Origin of the sequence: Rhizobium sp. FKY42 (assembly GCF_005222835.1) — a bacterium.
Lineage (GTDB): Bacteria > Pseudomonadota > Alphaproteobacteria > Rhizobiales > Rhizobiaceae > Neorhizobium.
Window position 1 is genome coordinate 99,919 of record NZ_STGA01000045.1, and the last position, 19,546, is coordinate 119,464.

Annotated in this window: 17 protein-coding genes; 3 read left to right on the forward strand and 14 right to left on the reverse strand. The window is 58.1% G+C overall.

From position 1 onward, the window contains the following. Window positions 1–23: 23 nt before the first annotated feature. Window positions 24–926: a dihydrodipicolinate synthase family protein gene (locus E8M78_RS18240; protein ID WP_137136402.1), complete on the forward strand. Its 903-nt coding sequence runs from the start codon at window positions 24–26 to the stop codon at window positions 924–926. Here the strand turns inward: E8M78_RS18240 and E8M78_RS18245 are convergent. From E8M78_RS18245 to E8M78_RS18280, 8 genes are all read right to left on the reverse strand, one after another. Then, window positions 919–2,328: a mannitol dehydrogenase family protein gene (locus E8M78_RS18245; protein ID WP_137136403.1), complete on the reverse strand. Its 1,410-nt coding sequence runs from the start codon at window positions 2,326–2,328 to the stop codon at window positions 919–921. The genes E8M78_RS18240 and E8M78_RS18245 overlap by 8 nt on opposite strands. A gap of 2 nt (window positions 2,329–2,330) precedes the next feature. Further along, the gene (gene uxuA / locus E8M78_RS18250; protein ID WP_137136404.1) at window positions 2,331–3,530 is read right to left on the reverse strand and encodes a mannonate dehydratase; all 1,200 of its coding nucleotides are present in this window, start codon (window positions 3,528–3,530) and stop codon (window positions 2,331–2,333) included. An 18-nt stretch (window positions 3,531–3,548) separates the two neighbouring features. Next, a complete protein-coding gene (locus E8M78_RS18255; protein WP_137136405.1) occupies window positions 3,549–4,598 on the reverse strand; it encodes an L-idonate 5-dehydrogenase in 1,050 nt (349 codons plus the stop codon). 59 nt (window positions 4,599–4,657) lie between these two features. Then, window positions 4,658–6,064: a TRAP transporter large permease gene (locus E8M78_RS18260; protein ID WP_137136406.1), complete on the reverse strand. Its 1,407-nt coding sequence runs from the start codon at window positions 6,062–6,064 to the stop codon at window positions 4,658–4,660. A gap of 5 nt (window positions 6,065–6,069) precedes the next feature. Beyond that, window positions 6,070–6,648, reverse strand: coding sequence for a TRAP transporter small permease (locus tag E8M78_RS18265; RefSeq protein WP_137136407.1), 579 nt, complete (start codon window positions 6,646–6,648; stop codon window positions 6,070–6,072). 140 nt (window positions 6,649–6,788) lie between these two features. Next, window positions 6,789–7,763, reverse strand: a complete 975-nt coding sequence (locus tag E8M78_RS18270; RefSeq protein WP_137136408.1) for a sialic acid TRAP transporter substrate-binding protein SiaP — start codon at window positions 7,761–7,763, stop codon at window positions 6,789–6,791. 55 nt (window positions 7,764–7,818) lie between these two features. Beyond that, the gene (locus tag E8M78_RS18275) at window positions 7,819–8,532 is read right to left on the reverse strand and encodes a FadR/GntR family transcriptional regulator (protein ID WP_137136409.1); all 714 of its coding nucleotides are present in this window, start codon (window positions 8,530–8,532) and stop codon (window positions 7,819–7,821) included. A 109-nt stretch (window positions 8,533–8,641) separates the two neighbouring features. After that, a complete protein-coding gene (locus tag E8M78_RS18280; RefSeq protein WP_137136410.1) occupies window positions 8,642–9,724 on the reverse strand; it encodes an Ldh family oxidoreductase in 1,083 nt (360 codons plus the stop codon). 102 nt (window positions 9,725–9,826) lie between these two features. Between E8M78_RS18280 and E8M78_RS18285 the strand changes: the two genes are divergently transcribed. Then, a complete protein-coding gene (locus E8M78_RS18285; protein WP_170973467.1) occupies window positions 9,827–10,792 on the forward strand; it encodes a GntR family transcriptional regulator in 966 nt (321 codons plus the stop codon). 35 nt (window positions 10,793–10,827) lie between these two features. Next, the gene (locus E8M78_RS18290; RefSeq protein WP_137136412.1) at window positions 10,828–11,946 is read left to right on the forward strand and encodes a mandelate racemase/muconate lactonizing enzyme family protein; all 1,119 of its coding nucleotides are present in this window, start codon (window positions 10,828–10,830) and stop codon (window positions 11,944–11,946) included. A gap of 4 nt (window positions 11,947–11,950) precedes the next feature. Here the strand turns inward: E8M78_RS18290 and E8M78_RS18295 are convergent, their stop codons facing one another. From E8M78_RS18295 to E8M78_RS18320, 6 genes are read right to left on the reverse strand one after another with little or no spacing between them, the layout of a single operon-like run. Further along, the gene (locus tag E8M78_RS18295; protein WP_137136413.1) at window positions 11,951–12,988 is read right to left on the reverse strand and encodes an enoyl-CoA hydratase/isomerase family protein; all 1,038 of its coding nucleotides are present in this window, start codon (window positions 12,986–12,988) and stop codon (window positions 11,951–11,953) included. Window positions 12,989–13,012: 24 nt separating this feature from the next. Next, window positions 13,013–13,798, reverse strand: coding sequence for a crotonase/enoyl-CoA hydratase family protein (locus tag E8M78_RS18300; RefSeq protein ID WP_137136414.1), 786 nt, complete (start codon window positions 13,796–13,798; stop codon window positions 13,013–13,015). Then, entirely contained in the window at window positions 13,795–14,652 is an 858-nt protein-coding gene (locus tag E8M78_RS18305; RefSeq protein ID WP_137136415.1) for a hydroxymethylglutaryl-CoA lyase, read from the reverse strand. The genes E8M78_RS18300 and E8M78_RS18305 overlap by 4 nt, the downstream gene beginning before the upstream one ends. Next, on the reverse strand, window positions 14,645–16,597 hold the full coding sequence (locus E8M78_RS18310; protein WP_137136416.1) for an acetyl/propionyl/methylcrotonyl-CoA carboxylase subunit alpha: 1,953 nt from the start codon (window positions 16,595–16,597) through the stop codon (window positions 14,645–14,647). Before E8M78_RS18310 ends, E8M78_RS18305 begins: the two co-directional genes overlap by 8 nt. Window positions 16,598–16,616: 19 nt before the next feature. After that, window positions 16,617–18,221, reverse strand: coding sequence for a carboxyl transferase domain-containing protein (locus tag E8M78_RS18315; protein WP_137136417.1), 1,605 nt, complete (start codon window positions 18,219–18,221; stop codon window positions 16,617–16,619). A 36-nt stretch (window positions 18,222–18,257) separates the two neighbouring features. Further along, the gene (locus E8M78_RS18320; RefSeq protein ID WP_137136418.1) at window positions 18,258–19,421 is read right to left on the reverse strand and encodes an isovaleryl-CoA dehydrogenase; all 1,164 of its coding nucleotides are present in this window, start codon (window positions 19,419–19,421) and stop codon (window positions 18,258–18,260) included. Window positions 19,422–19,546: the final 125 nt, after the last annotated feature.

A 19,546-nucleotide genomic window follows, 5' to 3' on the forward strand; every position in this document is an offset into this window, starting at 1 on the left:
CCCAATTCTCCGAAAGGTTTCCCATGTCCATTCAAGCCATCAAGTCGGCCCTCGCCGGCGTATCCGGTGTGCCGGTCACTGCCTATGATTCCGCCGGAGAAGTGAACCCGGAGGTCACTCGTGAAGTCTATCGTCGCGTCGCGGATGCGGGCATCCACAATATTGTCGCTGCCGGAAATACCGGGGAGTTCTACGCTCTGACGGTCGACGAAATCTACAAGGTTCAGGACGCTGCAGTTGCGGGCGTCAACGGCAAAGCTCCCGTCACCGCTGCAATCGGCCGCTCCCAGCGCGAAGCCTTGCAGATGGCACGGCGTGCAAAGGAGATCGGCGCAAGTGCGGTCATGTCCCACCAACCGGTTGACCCCTTTGCCGCTCCGCAATCGCAAATCGACTATTTCCGTGGATTGGCAGAGGGAAGCGAACTACCGCTGATTGCTTATGTGCGCGCAGATGGCTTCAGCGTGGACGACATGAAGCGGCTGGCCGATCATCCGAACATTGCTGGCATTAAATTCGCAACGACCGATCTCATGCTGTTGTCGCGCGCGATTTCCGCCTCCCATGCAAACGGCGCTCTCTATGTCTGCGGTCTGGCGGAAAGCTGGGCTCCGGCCTTTGCCGCAGTAGGCGCAAGAGGCTTCACATCCGGCCTCGTGAATGTCGCACCGCAATTGTCTCTCGAAGTTCACAGGGCATTGAGTGAGGGAAATTTCGAAAAGGCACGACAGGTTGCCGAAAAGATCGAGCTGTTCGAGCGTCTGCGCACAAAGTTCCGCAATGGCGCTAACGTCACCGTCGTAAAAGAAGCGCTGGAAATTCAGGGGCTTAAAGTTGGTCCCGTGCGTGTTCCCGGCCTGCCTCGCCTGGATGAGGCCGACCGGGAAACGCTGCGCCAGTTGGTCGAAGGCTGGAACGTCAGATAACCCGATGCTCACGAATGGAAGCGTTGATCTGGTCACGCCAGTTCCGCGCTTCCTTCAGCGCCTCGGGAAAAAGCCCTGGGATGGCAAAAAACGAAGCTGACGGATCACTCGGCTCCATGGCATGCGCGGCGGCGAGAACTTCGGCGCGCCGCGGGTCATCGCAGTCCCCGCGCTTGCGAACTGCAGCCATCCAGGTGCCGACAGCGTAGGCGGTTGCGCCCGCAGTTTCTCCCCGCATCAGGGCATCGATAGCAGGAGCCAGCAGACGTTGAGGCAATTTCTGCGTCGTATCCATCGAGATCTGTCTATTGCGATGTGCAATCGTTGGATTGGCGAAGCGGGTGAGAAGCTCATCGATATAGGCCGGAAGATCGATACCTGGCACAGGATCAAGCGTACTAACCACGTCCTCCATGTGCCTGCGCGCCTTTGCAGCCAGTTCCGGAACGGCCATGACCTCGCGAATGTAGTCCAGACCGTTGAGGATGCCGAGATGCGCGAGCAATGTGTGCGAACCGTTCAGCAGGCGGAGCTTCATCTTTTCATAGGGCTCAACGTTTTCGGCGAAAATCGCCCCTCCCGCTTCCCAGGTAGGACGCCCATCAACGAACCTGTCTTCGATCACCCATTGCAGGAACGGTTCCGTATCGAGTGCCAGTCGATCATCCACGCCGAGAAGAGAGGCGGCACGCTGGCGGGTTTCTTCTGTTGCGGCAGGAACGATGCGATCCACCATTGAGCACGGAAAAGCGCCTTCCCGTTCAATCCAGTCTGCCAAACCGGTATCTCGGAAACGGGCCATTTCCGACACCAGTCGCTGAATGACCCTGCCGTTGGAGGGAAGATTATCGCAGCAGAGAACCGTGAACGGCTTCAACCCTGCGGCATGGCGGAGTGCCAGACCTTCGACGATGAAGCCTAGAACACCACTCGGCTGATGCGGATTTTGCATGTCGTGCGCCACGGCTGCGTGGTCATGATCAAGTCCGCCAGTCACCGGATGCAGCCCATAGGCTTTTTCCGAGACGGTCATCGTTACGATCCTGATGACCGGATCAGCCAGATAATCGAGGACGCGTTGTCCGTCCTTTGCAGCGCAGATCCAGTCGACCGTTGCTCCCAGAACTTCTGAACTGTCTCCTGCCTCGCTCCGCACTGTGATGGAATAGAGCCCATCCTGTGCGGCAAGCGCCTCCACCGGCTCCGGCGAACGAAGGTTTACGGCAACGATCCCCCAATCACCAAACTGCGTCTCAAGGGCTCTCTGCGTATAGACCGCCTGATGAGCCCGATGAAACGCGCCGAGACCGATGTGAAGGATACCGGGTTTCAGCCTATCCCGATCATATCCGGGGCGACGTATATTGGCTGGCAGGTCTGAATCTTTGGAAAGAAGTGCCATCTTTATGCTCCCAGCCCATAGCGCTGGTGTTTGAGTGTTCTTTCGATGCCACGCAACTCCGCCAGACCCTTGAGACGCCCGATGGCCGGATAGCCCGGTTGCGCGCCGCGCGTCAGGTCGTCCAGAATTTCCTGGCCGTGGTCCGGCCGCATGGGGATCTGGTGGTCCGCGCGCCCTTCCTCCAGGCGCCGTGCCTCTTCCGAGACTAGCGCTGCGATGACGGCAACCATGTCTGTGCCACCTTCCAGATGCTCGTCCTCAAAGAAGGAGCAAGGCACTGTATCCGTATCACGCGTTACATTGCGCAGATGCACGAAGTGAATGCGATCGGCAAAGCGCGTAGCAATAAATGGCAGATCATTGTCCACGCGGGCGCCGAGCGAGCCGGTGCAAAGGGTTACACCATTGGCGCGGGCATCCACTTGGCTAAGCATATGCGCATAGTCTGCCTCGGTGGAAAGAATGCGCGGAAGCCCTAGAAGCGGCCAGGGCGGATCATCGCCATGGGCGCAGATGTTGATGCCCACCTCTTCTGCAACAGGAGTTACCTCACTCAGGAAGTCGACGAGGTTCTGCTGCAACCGCTCGCGGTTGATACCCTGATAGGTGCGTAGCTTCTCCAGCAATTGATCCAGCGTGTAGCCATCCGCCGAGCCAGGTAGACCTGCACCGATATTCTTGCCCAGCGCTGCGATCTTGCCATCTGCCATCTCAGAGAAGCGACGATGAGCCTCCTCCCTCAACCATTCCGGATAATCGAGCGCGGCATTCGGTCGTTTCAGGATATGGACATCAAAGGCGGCAAAATCCGTGAGGTCGAAGCGCATTGCCTTGGCGCCGTGCCGCGTTTCCCAACGCAAATCCGTGCGCGTCCAATCCAGCACCGGCATGAAGTTATAGCAAACCGTGCGGATGCCAGACGCGGAAAGACGGCGAAGCGTTTCCTGCCAGTTGGCGATGTGTCGCTTCCAGTCGCCCGTCTGGGTTTTGATGTCTTCCGAAACCGGAACGCTTTCGACGACATCCCAGTACAGGCCACCTGCCTTGATCTCCTGGTGTCGCTTCGCAATCTCGTCGACAGGCCAGACTTCGCCCGTCGCGATATGGTGCAGAGCACTGACAATACCTTCAGCACCCGCCTGTGCCGCATCCCGCACACTTACCTTGTCGATCGGGCCGAACCACCGCCACGTATGTCTCATCGTCTTTTCCTTAAAATTCTAATCCGTCTGCTTGAAGGTCAATTGCACCTTGCACGCGACAGTTCTGTCACCGGCCTGCTCGAAGGCTTCGATTGCCTGTTCGAGAGGAAACTCATGGGAGATGATCGGCCTGACATCGATGGCTCGGCCTGAAATCAGATCAACGGCCTGAGCGAACTCGGTATGGAAGCGTTGCGATCCACGCCAAACGATCTCTTTGCCGACCAGCGCATTCAGCGGAATGGTAATGTCACCTGTCACCCCGACCTGCACGATCGTTCCTCGCGGCTTGATGGCTGCGAAGGCGGATCTGAGAGCAGGACCTGCGGCGGAACAATCAAACACCACGTCGAATTTGCCCTTGTTCTCCTGATAGGGAGCCAGCGCCTCGGCATCGCGCGCCACATTGATAACGACATCAGCTCCCATGGCTGGAGCACGGGCAAGAGCCGCATCCGTCAGGTCCGTCACAACAATTGTGCCAGCTCCGGCATGCCGGGCCGCCGCAACAACCAGCAAACCAATCGGGCCAGCGCCCGTTACAAGTACCGTCTTTCCCGCCAGATCACCTGCTTGAGAAACCGCATGCAGGCAGACAGCCAAAGGTTCAGCACATGCGGCCTCGCCTGCCGTGACATTACCGCCCACCGCATGGCATTGTTTGGCTGGTACGACCAGTTGATCGCGGAACATTCCGTTTTCGTGCGGCAGGCGCATGGCAGAGCCCATGAACCGCATATTCAGGCAATGGATTGGCTGGTTGATGGCGCAGTATTCGCAATGGCCACAGGGTTGCGACGGGTTGACCGCCACCAATTGCCCTATGGCAAGATTGCTGACGCCGGACCCAAGCGCCTTCACAAAGCCGGAAGCCTCATGCCCTGCGATGATGGGTTCGCGCACCCGCACCGGTCCGAAACCTCCATCCTGATAGTAATGCAGATCCGATCCGCAAATACCACCAGCTGCCATGGCAAGGAGAACTTCGCCCTCCCCAGGCATCTGGGTGCCAATTTCCTCCACGCGAAGATCGCGTGTTGCGTGGAGACGAGCAACGCGCGTCTTCATGTGTCTAGCCTCGATGATTGAGATAGTGGCTCTCGCAACGCAATGCGGGAGCCTTCTGATTAGCGGATGAGGCCCATTTCCTTCGGCAGCCACAGTGTGATGCCGGGGATGAAGGTGATCAACATGAGCGCGATGACCAGCGGCACAAGCCAGGGAACAATGGCCATGGTCGTCCGCTCGACGGACAGTTTGGCGACGCGCGACAGAACGAACAGCACCATTCCCAACGGCGGGTGAAGGAGACCGATCATCAAGTTCAATGTCATGATCAGACCGAAATGGACCGGATCAATACCAAACTGCTTCACGAGCGGCAGCAGGATCGGCACAAGAATGGTGATTGCCGCAATCGTATCCAGGAAGCAGCCAACGAAGAGCATCAGCAGGTTCACAAGAATGAGGAAGACCCACTTGTTGCTGGTGATCGACAGGATTGCATCCGAAAGAAGCTGCGCGGTCTGGCTCACAGTTAGCAACCATGCAAAGACTGAGGCGGCTGCAACGATGAACAGAACCGAAGCCGTGGTCTCCACTGTATCCAGTGTCGCCTTGGCAACCGACTTGAACGTCATGGTACGATAGCGGACCATGCCCAGGAAAAGAGACCAGAGCACTGCAGCGACAGCTGCTTCGGTGGGCGTGAACCAGCCCATGGTCATGCCACCAATCAGGATGACCGGTGTCATGAGCGCCATGACGGCGGAGAAATCAAAGTACCAATCGCACAGCAAAAGTACGATCAGGGCAACGAAGATAGCCCAGTTCAACGACAGACCGAGCATCGTCAGGATCCAGATGCCGGTCGGCACAGCCATCACGACCAGAACCTCAAGCGATGCACCCAGCAAGTTCTTGATGCTGAAAGGCGTATCGGAACCCCAGCGCTTGACATAGGCGAAGATCGCGACAGTCACCATCATCAGAACCGTCATCACCACGCCCGGAACAATGCCCGCCATGAACAGGGCGCCGATGGAGACATTGGCCATCATTCCGTAGATGACGAAGGGCAGCGAAGGCGGGAAAATCGGCCCCAATGTTGCGGATGCTGCCGTCACACCAACCGCTGCTTCCACCGGATAGCCGTGGTCTTTCATGGCCTTGATTTCGATCGTGCCGATACCCGCCGCATCCGCAAGCGCCGTACCGGACATCCCCGAAAAGACGACAGAGCCGATGATATTGACCTGCGCCAAACCGCCTTTCATCCAGCCGACCAGCGCGACCGCAAAGGAATAGATACGACCGGTCACACCGGCAATGTTCATAAGATTGCCGGCCAGGATGAAGAAAGGAACGGCCAGCAGAGGAAAGCTTTCAACGCCCGCGATCAGACGCTGAGCGGCAATGATATCCGGCGCGACATCATAGAACACGATGTACAGAACCGACGAAACAGCCATGGAAACCGCAACCGGCAGTCCCAGCACCATCAACGCCAGAAAGGATCCAATCAGGAGAAGCATATCAATCAATCCTCTGCGTTCTGGAAGGCTTCAGGGCGCTCGAGAACGGAATAGCCGCGGCGCATATTGGCAATGAAAACCTGGATGGATCGGCCCAACATCAGGACGAAAGCGGCAAGAACCGTGTAGAAAACAATGTTTCGGGGCAGTTGGACAGTCACCATTTCCTCGTCGGCGACGATCTCCATGTAGCGCCACATGAGCCAGGAGCCGTAGGCGAAGAAGCCGATGCGAATGATATCCACCGCCGTGGCCATGATGCGCGTCACGCGTGCCGGGAGATAGTGGTAGAGAACATCGACCTGAATATGCCGCGACATTCGCACGCACATGACCGAGCCCATGAACACGACGCCGATCAGGCAGTTGACGGCGATTTCTTCAGTCCATGCGTAACTGTCATTCAGCACATAGCGCGTGAAGAACTGGAGAAAGACGCAAGCCGTCATCAACCAGAAGAGACCAAGCGTGAGCCAGTCCTCGAAGGCATAGACCTTGAGATCGACATGAGCCGGCGCTTCATCGAAAGTATGCGCCAATTCCTCCGGCGTAACCGGTGTATGGATTTCCTGTGCCGCAGACATCAGCAATTTCCTGTTCAAGAACATAGCTTCGCCGCTCAGGCAGTGGCCTGAATTTTGAAGAGGCCTGTCGATTGACGACAAGGCGCGGATCGAAGCGGATTGCAGAGTGGGGCGCGGCGGCTGCCGCCGCGCCGAAGGCGTTACTTGATCGCGCGGATGGCGTCCCAATCAGCCTTTTCGTAACCGAAATCCTCGAGTTTGACCTTCTCGATGACGTTCTTCTGGAAATCAGCCTTATCGACTTCCGTGACCGTGATGCCCTTCTTCTTGAACTCGTCGACGAGTTCCTTCTCGCGAGCCTCGATCTTCTTGGTGCCACGCTCCGCTGCCTGTTGAGCCACTTCGGAGAAGATCTTCTTGTCCTCGTCGGACAGGCTGGTCCAAAGCTTCTTTGAGAAGAGCGTATTCAGGTGATCGACAATATGGCCGCTCAGGACGATGTTTTTCTGAACTTCGTAGAACTTCTTTGCTTCAATCGTCGTCAGCGGATTTTCCTGCGCATCGACGGTGCCATTTTGCAGGGCAAGATAAACTTCGGCGAAAGCAATCGGCGTCGTGTTTGCACCGCAGGCACGCGGCATTGCAAGGTAGGCAGGCACATCCGGAACACGCATCTTCACGCCCTGCAGATCCGCGCATTTGGAAATCGGCTTGTTGGATGTGGTGTGGCGCGTGCCGTAATAGGTGACGGCTGCGATGTGGTTGCCGGTCTTATCCTCGTAGCCCTTTGCCAGACGCTTGAAGACGTCACTCTTGGTGTAGGCTATCAGGTGGTTCGCATCACGAAAAATGTAGGGATAATAGGTAACGCCGATCGGCTTGAAATCACGCGCAGCAAAGCTGGAGCCGGAGATGATGATATCGACCGTACCAAGTTTGAGGCCCTGGTTGATATCCGCTTCCTTGCCAAGCTGCGAAGCCGGGAAAACGTCGATCTTGTAGCGACCGTTCGTCCGCTTTGCGATTTCCTGCGCCGCCCAGACGGATTCCGTGTGGAACGGCTCGGACGTTTCATACACATGCGCCCACTTGAGCGCCGTTTCAGCATGCGCTGAAAGGGTTGATGCCACGATGACTGCGGCAGCCCCCAGCAATGTCTTGAATCTCAGTTTCATTCTTTCCTCCCAAGTGAAACCAGACCTATCGAACGACTGAACCGGAGCGGCTCAATCATTTCTCCTTCGGTTGCTCCTCCCCGAAGCTTTCCGAGAATCTCTTTTGCGCCAATGTCAGATGACTGCGCATTGCCTCGCGCGCGGCGGCAGGATCGCCCGTCGCCAGCGCATCGCGAATGATATGATGCTCCTCCAGTGCCGATTTCCAGGTATGTGGTCCCTCGAAATAGCTGGCAAGCTTGGTGAAGTAAGGCGACATGCGTGAATCGTAGATCAGCCCGGTGAAGTGTTTGAGGGCCGAATTTCCGATCATGTCTGCAATGGCCGTATGAAAATCACGATCGCAGCCAAGCGCTACGTCCGGTTCATCGAGTGAACGCGCCATACGCTGCAGCGTCGCATCGATCCGCTGAAGGCCTGATGGCGTAACGCGCCGCGCGGCCTCTTCAGCGATCGCGCTTTCGATAAGGCATCGCGCCTCCAAAATTTCCAGCGGACCTTCGGTGTCTTCCAGTTGGCGAAGCTCACCAGACCCTTGCGATCTCTGGTTGATATAAACACCCGATCCCATACGGATCTGTATGTGACCCTCAACCTCCAGGACGATCAGCGCTTCACGGACCGTCGGCCGAGAGACCGCAAAGCGCTCGGCAAGCTCACGCTCCGGCGGCAGACGTGTACCGGGCTTTAACTCACCGGCTTCTATCAGCGCGCGTATCTGTTCCGCGACCTGCCGATAAAGGCGGCGCGGCTCCAAAGCCACGAACATTGAGCCCTCCCCGCGCGCCCTCTCCCGACGCGCCATCGGTCAGATTGTCTGACCAATTTCCACTATGGGTTAATTCCTGCAGGTGTCAAGCGGGAAAGTTAAGGAGATGCTAAGAGGCAGGAGCATCGATCGGACTTGGCAATCTGACACCGTATTCCTCTGCGAGAGCGCTGAATGCATGAGACGTGGCCGGATCAAGTTGAACGCCTGCGGCCTCTCGCTCCCGCGCGACACGCCATTCGCGATCGCCCGGCGCCATGACTTCGCCACCCTCTCGCGGACGCGATCCACGCAACTGTTCCAGATATCTCTGCATTCCTGCGTCGAACGTCGCTCGATCCACGAAGGCTTCCGGCTTCAGTGCCAGCACGAAAGCACCCATTTCTCTAGGCGCTGCAAAATCCGGTCCACCCATCGGAGCGATGTCGAACGAGAGGCGCATGCCGGACAGAACGGCACTGAAGATTTCGGCAACACCTGCCAGTGCAGCCCCTTTGAACCCGAAAGCCGCACCGAGCGGCGCCAGCATTTCAGTTGCGTTCGCGTCCGTCGTATCAACACCATTATCATCCGACGCGACCGCTGGCGGCAGGGGCAGGCCGAGGCTGCGGTAAAGAAGAACGCGATTAAAGGGAACAGCGCTCGTTGCCATGTCCAACAGCCAGGGCGCATCTCCAGAGACGGGAACCGCGACACTGATCGGGTTCGTGCCGTGAAAGCGCTCAGCACCGTCATGCAAGCGGACAAAACTATCGGAGTTACAGAACGTGATGCCAACAAAGCCTTTCTCGGCCGCATGAAGCGAATAGGCGCCTGCCGGACCGAAGTGCGATGTATTGCGGATGGCAACGGCGCCGATCCCGAATTGACCGGCAAGATCTATTGCAAGGTCCATTGCCTCGTATGCGGCCAACGCGCCATGAGCATGGTCGGCGTCCAAAGAAGCCACCGCACCGAAACGTTTTGCGACCTTCAAATCGGGCGCCTTATTGACCCGTCCGCCATTCAGGACCTGCACATAGTGGGGTAGCAGCCGTATGCCGTGGCTATCCACGCCAAACCGCGCTCCATGCATCATGGCGCGCGTGGCGGCCTTTGATGTCGGCTGATCGGCACCCACGGCCAACAGGATGTCGAACGTAAATCGCTCAACTTCAGCCAGCGTCAGTCGGGGTTCGATGTTGTGGTCCAAGAGATCATCTCTTCCATAAACGTCTAATGCACACACTAGACGTTTCAAATTATATGTGCAATCCCTTATAGCCACCAATCAATGGGAAATCGCCGCCACCTCATGCAAACAATCAATCGTGTCCCGAAACTGTACCGACAGGCGTATGACGTGCTGGTCCGCGACATCCGTTCCGGGGCATATCAACGTGGGATGCGGCTGAGCGAAACCCAGATTGCCGAGCGCTTCAGCATAAGCCGGGCTCCAGCGAGGCAGGCACTTTATGAGCTCGAGCGGGACGGCTTAGTGCGCAAGGGCGAAGGCCGGGGATACGAGGTTAGCGACTGCGACAGACTGGGCCATTCTCAGCTTGTAGCAGAGCTGCCTCTTGCAGAAGTCGAACCCCGATCAAGCTGGGAACTCATCTATCCGGAAGTAGAGCTGGAGATCGTCTCGCGCACGGCGCTTGCCAGCTGGCGGATCAACGAGGCTGTGCTTGCTCGCCACTACGGGGTCAGCCGTACCGTAGCGCGTGATGTAGTTGCTCGTTTGCAAGAACGTGGCATTGTTCGCAAGGAGACCAGCGGACGCTGGTTTGCACCTGCGCTAGCGGCCCAGCATACCGAAGAACTGTTCGAACTGCGCTGGGTTCTGGAACCGCTGGCGCTGCAGAAGGCTGTTCCGCACCTGCCAGAAGGCTTTCTGGCGACACTGCGCGCCAACCTCGAGGCGGCTATGGCAGCGAGGGAAGTCAAAAGCGAACAGCTCGACATTCTCGAACAGGAAATGCATGTGGATCTGTTAGGCCATTGCGGCAACCAAGCCCTTTTACGGGCAGTTAGCCTGCCGCAGTCATTGCTTGTTGCTCACCATTTTCTCTACCGCCAGACAACCCACCTGTTCGAGACGGAACCATTCCTTCCAGAACATCTGTGCATCATCAGTCATCTTGAACGGTGCGATGTTCCGGCAGCTTGCGAGGCGCTCGTTCATCACCTTCAGGTTTCCCGCCAACGAGCCATGCTGCGCATTGAAGCCGTGGCTAACAGCATTACGCCTGCCGCACTGCCTTATCTTGCGCAGCTATAGCGGTAGCCATTCGATATCCTGGAGGAGGATCCGCAATGAAAATCACTGCCGTCGAACCGTTCATTCTGCATTTGCCGCTCACATCGGATTCCATTTCCGACTCCACCCATAGCATCACGCACTGGGGTGTGGTCGGGGCAAAAATCACCACGGCCGACGGGCTTGAAGGCTATGGCTTCACCGGCACACACGCGCATCTGGCCTCAGACAGGTTGATCACCGCGTGCATTCGCGATTGCTATACGCCGCTGCTGCTGGGAGAGGACGCGGCGGACCATCAACGTCTGTGGACCAAGCTCGCGCGCTACCCTGCCCTGCAATGGGTGGGACGGGCAGGCATTACGCATCTGGCACTTGCCGCCGTTGATGTTGCGCTATGGGATATCGCGGCCAAAAGAGCGGGCGTTCCGCTCTGGTCGCTGCTGGGCGGCGCCAGAACGGAAAAGCTGGAGGCCTATAACACGGATATTGGCTGGATTTCTTTTTCGAAGGAGGCGTTGATTGCCGGCTCGGCGCGCGCTGTGGAAGAAGAGGGCTTTACCCGCATCAAGATCAAGGTCGGACATGATGATCCGAACGTCGATGTTGAACGGCTTGCGGCCGTGCGCGCCCGTTTGGGGAATAGCATTCGTATCGCCATCGATGCGAACGGGCGCTGGGACCTGCCCACCTGCCAGCGGTTTTGCGCACGGGCTGAAGGGCTGGATATCTACTGGTTCGAAGAGCCCATGTGGTATGACGATATTGCCAGCCATGCAGCTCTCGCCCGCAATACACCAATCCCCGTCGCATTGGGCGAACAGCTTTACACCGTGGATGCCTTTCGCAGCTTCATCAATGCGGGAGCGGTTCATTATGTGCAGCCGGATGTGACCCGTTTGGGCGGCATTACCGAATACATCCAGGTCGCCGATCTGGCGCTTGCAAACCGTTTGCCGGTCGTACCCCACGCCGGTGAGATGAGCCAGGTGCATGTGCATCTTAGCTACTGGCACCCGGCCTCCATGATCCTGGAATATATTCCATGGATCAAGGACCATTTCCATGAACCCGCCCACGTGAAGGACGGCGTTTTCCTGCGTCCGCAACAGCCGGGGGCAAGCACGACACCCTTGGCCGAAAGCGTCCAGCGCTACGGTAAATCGCTTTCCTGAGCGATCAACGGGCGGGGAGCTGCAAGTCCCCGCCTTCGGCTTCCTGCATCATCAGCGCAAGCAGCTCGCGCGGTACATCATCCAAACCGGCATATTTCCAATGCGGGTTGCGATCCTTGTCTACAATGACGGCGCGAATGCCTTCAATGAAATCGCCATGCTCCAGAACGCGAGAAACGAAGCGATATTCATTACGAATGCCGATTTCCAACGTATGTGCATCGCGAATGGCTTTCAGTGTTGCCTGAAGCGAGATGGGGGAACCACGGCGAATAGCTTCCAGCGCCTTCACGGCCCATTCGGATGACAGTTCGCGCAGATGATCGACGATATCGTGGACGGTCTCCCCGCTGAACGCACGATCGATTTCCGCCTGCCTTCCAGCAAGAACCGATGTTGGCGGCGAAGAAGAGAATTCGGCAATTGCTGCCGCATCGCCTGTATCTATCAGCCGGGCCTTCAGAGCCACCAGTTTTTCTCGCTCAACATAATGATCCGCGAAATTGGCATAGATTGCATCCGCGCCGTTCATGCGCGTCCCAGTCAGCCCCAAGAATTCGCCCAAATGGCCAGGAGCCTGATGCAGCAAATAAGTGCCACCCACATCGGTGATCAGGCCGATGCTGCATTCCGGCATGGCAACGACAGAGTTATCGGTTACGATACGATGCGAGCCATGGACAGAAAGGCCCACACCGCCGCCCATCACGATACCATCCATGAAGGCGACGTAAGGCTTAGGATAGCTCGCAATCATCGCATTCAGGCGATACTCCTCCCGCCAGAAGGCGTTTCCGGCATCAAAACGACCGGCTCGCCCATGCTCGTACATGGCCGACAGATCGCCACCGGCAGAGAAAGCTCGTTCACTATCGGAATCCACCATGACCAGAGAGATAGACGGGTCACTTGCCCAACGCCCCAGTGCTTCCGTCATCCCGGCGACGATAGCTTCGTTGACTGCATTCAGCACCTTGGGACGCGTCAGCGTGATATAGCCGACACGACCTTCGACGCGGATGATAAGATCGGAATTGCTCATGCCGGATATCCTGTCATGACGGATTTAATTGTGGTCCCAACGGGGTTTACGCTTTTCGAAAAAGGCGGCAATGCCTTCTTTAGCCTCATCCTGCTCCCAGACATCGGCAAGCGCGGTGATGCTTTCCTCAATCCGGTCAGCGTCGAGCGAACGGGAGAGAGAACGCGCCAATGCTTTTGCAGAAGCGACAGCTCCCGGTGCCGTGGCGAGATAATATTCCGCCTCGGCCAAGGCTTCCCTCATCAAAACGTCCGCGCTGACGACCCGCGAAATGATGCCGAGTTCAACGGCTTCTAGGGTGGAAAACCGCTTTGCCGACATGAACACGCGGCGCGCGCGCCCCTCGCCCATGCGCGCCAGCATATAGGGACCGATGGTCGCGGGAATGATGCCCAGCTTCGTTTCGGTCAGACCGAATAAAGTTTCCGGCGTTGCGAGCGCCAGATCGCATGCGCAGGCCATGCCAACGCCGCCACCGAAAGCGCTGCCGTGGATTGCGCCGATCAGCGGCTGTGGCAGCGAATTCAAAGCGCCGAGCATATTCGCCAGTTTGCGCGCTTCCGCGATGCGCGTCTGCCGGTCTGCCTGCATTTGCTCGCGCATCCAGTCCAGATCACCGCCAGCACAGAAGGCCGCCCCCTCGCCAGAGAGAATGACGGCGCGCCAATCGCGCCGCTCCTGCGCACGTGCGGCAAACGCCGTCAGCTCCGCGATCATCTGCCCCGAAAGCGCATTGCGCTTTTCCGGCCTGCTCAGCCGAAGCTGGACGATGCCGCGGGAATCGACCTCTACCTTGATCGTCTCTGTCATGCCGCGCTCCTCAAGGTTCTGGCGAAGGCCGCCGCCTCGTCGAGAGCGCTCAGATCGAGACCGGTTTCAAATCCATTGCTCGCCAGATGCCGCGCCAAGGCTTCCGTTGCAACATTGCCTGCAGCCCCCGGTGCGTAGGGACAACCACCGAGCCCCCCAACCGATGCGTCAAACACGCGCAACCCCTTTTCCAGCGCCACATCTACATTCTGAAGCGCCAGACCCGACGTATCATGAAAATGCCCCGCCAGCTTTTGAACCGGAACCACATCCAGCACAGCCTCCAGCATGGCTGCCACTGCTTGCGGCGTTCCGCGCCCCAGTGTCTCGCCAAGTGAGATTTCATGGCAACCAAGCGCCGCGAGCTCTACGGCGACTTTGGCAACCTGAAGCGGCTCAACCTTTCCATCGAACGGACAATCGGTGACGACGGATACATAGCCGCGCAACCGCAGCCTATCACCAAGGGCTGTCTCGGCCACTGGCTTCAAGCGTTCGAGACTTTCGGCAGTGGATGCGTTAAGGTTGGCGCGGCTGAAGCCTTCCGATGCCGATACGAAGATTGCCACCTCATCAGCACCGGCCAGCTTTGCTGCCTCGTATCCCTTCAAATTCGGTGCAAGCACAGCATAGGAAAGACCGGCGCGACGTGGAACCTTCGCCATCACCTCAGCCGCATCTGCCATTTGCGGTACCCATTTGGGGCTGACGAAACTGGTGGCCTCAATACGGCGAAACCCGCAGCGGCTTAATTTTTCGATCAGAGCCAGCTTATCAACGGTCGGGATAACCCTCTTCTCGTTCTGCAGCCCGTCGCGCGGACCGACCTCATAGAGTTCAACGAATTCAGCCATGCGGCACTGCCTCAGGTTCCAGTTGAACCAGTGGATCACCCGCAGAAAGCTGCGCTCCTTCGGCGACAAACACCTCTGCGACACGGCCGGCACGCGCAGACTTTAGCGTGTGCTCCATCTTCATCGCCTCAAGAATGCACAGCGGTTGACCGGCCTCCACCGCCTCCCCCGTTTGCACCAACAGGGCGCGCACCAGCCCCGGCATCGGCGCCAGCGTTACATCACCGCCGGGACCAGCCGACTGATCGCGATCCAGCGGATCGTGCAGACGGAAGCTCAAGGAGCGCCCAGACGAGAAGACATGGATGCCATCGGCATCGACCATCTGCATATGAGGATGGCTCTCGATAGACCAACCCGCTGCACGGCGAATGGCCTGAAGGCGAACACCATCCACGTCTACTTGCGCCTGATCAGATCCTGTAACGTGCAGACAAACCTCCAGCGTCTCGCCTGCCCGTTCCAGAACCAGTGTCCGCTCCAGTGGTGCCCAGAGAGAAAATCCGGCAAGTGGATCGCTCGGAATTGCCGCAGCATGCAAAGCAGCTAAGGCTGCCATGGCCTGATCCGTCTTGCCTGTGTCGCGTTTGGCCGTGAGTGTCGTCAGATCACGAGCAATCAAGCCCGTGTCCACCTCACCTTTGGCGAAACCCGGATGCCGGGACAGCGCACCAAGGAAGGCGAGATTGGTAACCGTTCCCGCCACCTGCGCTTCATCCAACGCGCGGGAAAGCCTTGAAAGCGCGACATCCCGCGTTGGTCCGTGTGTAATGATCTTGGCGATCATCGGATCGTACCAGGGCGAAATTTCATCGCCGCTACGCACACCGGTATCGGCACGGCAGTTCGAGGGAAAAGCAAGATGCGCCAGCCTGCCTGTTGCGGGCAGAAAACCGGCCTCGACGTCTTCCGCATACAATCGCGCTTCGAAGGCGTGGCCGTTCAGCTTGATTTGATCTTGGCGCAAAGGCAGCGGCTCGCCGCTTGCCACGCGCAGCTGCCATTCCACGAGATCAATGCCAGTGACAGCTTCTGTGACAGGATGTTCCACCTGAAGCCGCGTATTCATTTCCATGAACCAGAACCGATCCGGGCGCAGCCCTTCGGAGCCATCGACGATGAATTCGATCGTGCCTGCACCGGAATAGCCGATGGCTTTCGCCGCCTTGACCGCCGCCGAGCCCATGGCCTCGCGCATCTCTTCCGTCATGCCCGGGGCTGGCGCTTCCTCGATCACCTTCTGATGACGGCGCTGAAGCGAGCAATCCCGCTCGAACAGATGCACGGCCTCCACCCCATCACCAAACACCTGCACCTCGATATGGCGCGGTGCAGCCACATACTTTTCGATGAGAACGGCATCATTACCAAAAGCGTTCGAAGCTTCCGCCTTGGCAGCGCGAAGCGCGTCGGCAAACTCACCTGCGCTTTCCACACGCCGCATGCCCTTGCCACCGCCACCGGCCACGGCCTTGATAAGAACAGGATAGCCGATGCGGTTCGCCTGCTCGGCTAAAAACGCAACGTCCTGATTGTCGCCGTGATAACCGGGAACGACCGGAACACCCACCTTTTCCATCAGCCCTTTAGCCGCATCCTTCAAGCCCATGGCACGAATGGCATCGGCGGAAGGGCCGATGAAGACGAAACCAGCGCCCTTCACCGCATCGACGAAATCCGGATTTTCCGACAGAAAGCCATAGCCCGGATGGATGGCCTCGGCACCCGTTTGGAGCGCGGCAGCGATAATGGCCTCGCCTTTCAGATAGCTATCCTTTGGGGCCGCGCCGCCGATGTAAACCGCCTCATCGGCCAAAGCCACATGCAACGCGTTTCGATCCGCGTCGGAATAGACGGCAACAGTAGAAACACCCATCGTACGCGCCGTTCTCATAATCCGGCAGGCAATCTCACCGCGATTGGCAATCAGGATTTTGCGAAACATCGTTCTCTCCTTTTTGCTATCACATGCGGAACAGGCCGAAGCGGGTTTCCGCAATCGGCGCATTCAGGCTGGCAGACAGGGATAAAGCCAGAACCTCGCGTGTTTTTCGCGGGTCCACGATGCCGTCATCCCACAGCCGTGCTGAGGCGTAGAGCGGATGGCTCTGCCGCTCGAACATCTCAAGTGTCGGGCGCTTGAACTCGGCTTCATCGTCTGCGCTCCAGCTACCACCCTTGCGCTCTATGCCCTCGCGGCGAACGGTGGCCAGAACACCCGCGGCCTGTTCCCCACCCATGACCGAGATACGCGAATTCGGCCATGTCCATAAGAAGCGGGGCGAGAAGGCACGACCCGCCATGCCATAATTTCCCGCCCCGAAAGAGCCGCCCACCAGCATGGTGATCTTTGGCACGGCAGTCGTTGCCACTGCCGTCACCATTTTCGCGCCATGGCGGGCAATACCTTCATTCTCGTATTTTCTACCCACCATGAAGCCGGTGATGTTTTGCAGGAAAATCAGCGGAATGCCCCGCTGCGAGCACAGCTCAACGAAATGCGCGCCCTTCTGCGCACTTTCGGAAAACAGAACACCATTGTTCGCAACGATACCGACCGGACAACCCATGATATGCGCGAAACCGCAGACCAGCGTTTCGCCAAACCTCGCCTTGAATTCATCAAAGCGGCTGCCATCCACCACGCGGGCAATCACCTCGCGAATGTCATACGGCGTGCGCAGATCGGCAGGCACCACGTCCAGCAGTTCGTCGGGGTCATAGGCCGGTTGCTCCGGCGACTGCCAAAGAACCGAATACGGCTTCTGCCTGTTGAGGTTGGCTACAGCACGGCGAGCCAGCGCCAGAGCATGCGCATCATCTTCCGCCAGATAATCCGCGACACCGGAAAGGCGCGTATGCACATCACCGCCGCCCAGATCTTCAGCGCTGACGACTTCACCGGTCGCCGCCTTCACCAGCGGCGGCCCTGCCAGAAAGATCGTTCCCTGCTCGCGCACGATGATGGAAACATCCGACATGGCAGGCACATAAGCGCCACCCGCCGTACAGGACCCCATGACGACGGCGATCTGCGCAATGCCTTTCGCGCTCATCTGCGCCTGATTAAAGAAAATGCGGCCAAAGTGATCGCGATCCGGGAACACCTCATCCTGGTTTGGCAGGTTCGCGCCACCGCTATCCACCAGATAGATGCAAGGCAGATTACAGGCCTCGGCAATCTCTTGCGCGCGAAGGTGCTTCTTCACGGTCATCGGGTAGTAGGTGCCGCCTTTCACCGTCGCGTCATTGGCGACGACCATGATATCCTGCCCCTCGACCCGGCCCACGCCTGCAATCAGGCCTGCCGCAGGTGCAGCACCCTCATACATATCATGCGCCGCAGTCGCCCCGATTTCCAGAAAAGGCGAACCGGGATCGAGAAGATTTGCGACGCGCTCCCGTGGCAGCATCTTGCCTCGGCTTGCATGGCGTTTGCGTACTTCCTCACCGCCACCTTGCGCGGCAAGATCTGCCGCTGCACGAACGGTTTCCAGCATGGCCAAATGCGCAGCGCGGTTCTTCTTCGCACTTTCCGATCCGGCAACGTATTGGGATTTCAGTTTCATCGGCTCCTCCAGCCGTTACGCCACAAAAGAGGAAGTTCAGGCCATTGCGGCCATCAACTCCCGACCGATCAACATGCGGCGAATTTCGGATGTGCCCGCACCGATTTCCATGAGTTTGGCATCACGAAACAGACGGCTGACAACACTGTCGTTAAGAAAGCCGGCTCCCCCCAGCGCCTGCACCGCCTGATGTGCCTGCACCATGGCCTGCTCGCTGGCGTAAAGCACAGCACCCGCCGCATCCTGCCGGGTCACGGCACCACGATCACAGGCCTTCGCCACTTCGTAGACATAGGCGCGCGCCGTGTTCAGGCCGACATACATGTCAGCAATCTTGCCCTGCATGAGCTGGAAACTGCCGATCGGCTGGCCGAACTGCTCGCGAGTGGAGACATAAGGCATCACCTCATCCAGACAGGTGGCCATGATGCCAAGCCCGATGCCGGACAGCACGACGCGCTCATAGTCCAAGCCGGACATCAGCACCCGGACGCCCTTGCCTTCTGCGCCAAGCACATTTTCGAAAGGCACTTCTACGCCATCGAATATCAGCTCTGCCGTGTTGGAGCCGCGCATGCCCAGCTTGTCGAAATGCGGACTGGTGGAAAAACCCTTCGTTCCCTTCTCGATAATGAAGGCAGTGATGCCCTTCGATCCGGCATCCGGGTTGGTCTTCGCATAGACCACCAGCACATCCGCATCCGGGCCATTGGTGATCCAGTATTTATTGCCTTTCAGCACATAGTAGCCATCTCGCTTGTCGGCCTTCAGCTTCATGGAGACGACATCAGACCCAGCCCCCGGCTCCGACATCGCCAGCGCGCCGACATGTTCGCCGGACACGAGTTTCGGCAGATACTTCCGTTTCTGCTCATCCGATCCATTCAGCTTGATCTGGTTTACGCAGAGATTGGAGTGAGCCCCATAGGAAAGGCTGACGGAGGCGGAAGCTCGAGCAATCTCTTCCACCGCCACCGTATGCGCCAGATAGCCCATTCCCGCACCGCCATAGGCTTCGTCTACCGTGATGCCCAGCAGACCGAGATCCCCCATCTCCTTCCAGAGCTGGTTCGGGAAACTGTTCGTGCGATCGACCTCCGCAGCGAGCGGCTTTACCCGCTCCTGCGCCCAGGCATGCACGGTTTCGCGCAGTGCCGCGACATCCTCTCCCAGTTCGAAGCTCATTGTTGCGTGAAACATGAAGTCTCCTCCCTTCCCGTTCACGAGGCAGGCTAGATCGTTTCATTTTTTTGGAAATGCCGAAACGATCTATCTCTTTGGCTTTTCGCAATTACGGACGCGAAACCGGTTTCCACTTTCGCTGG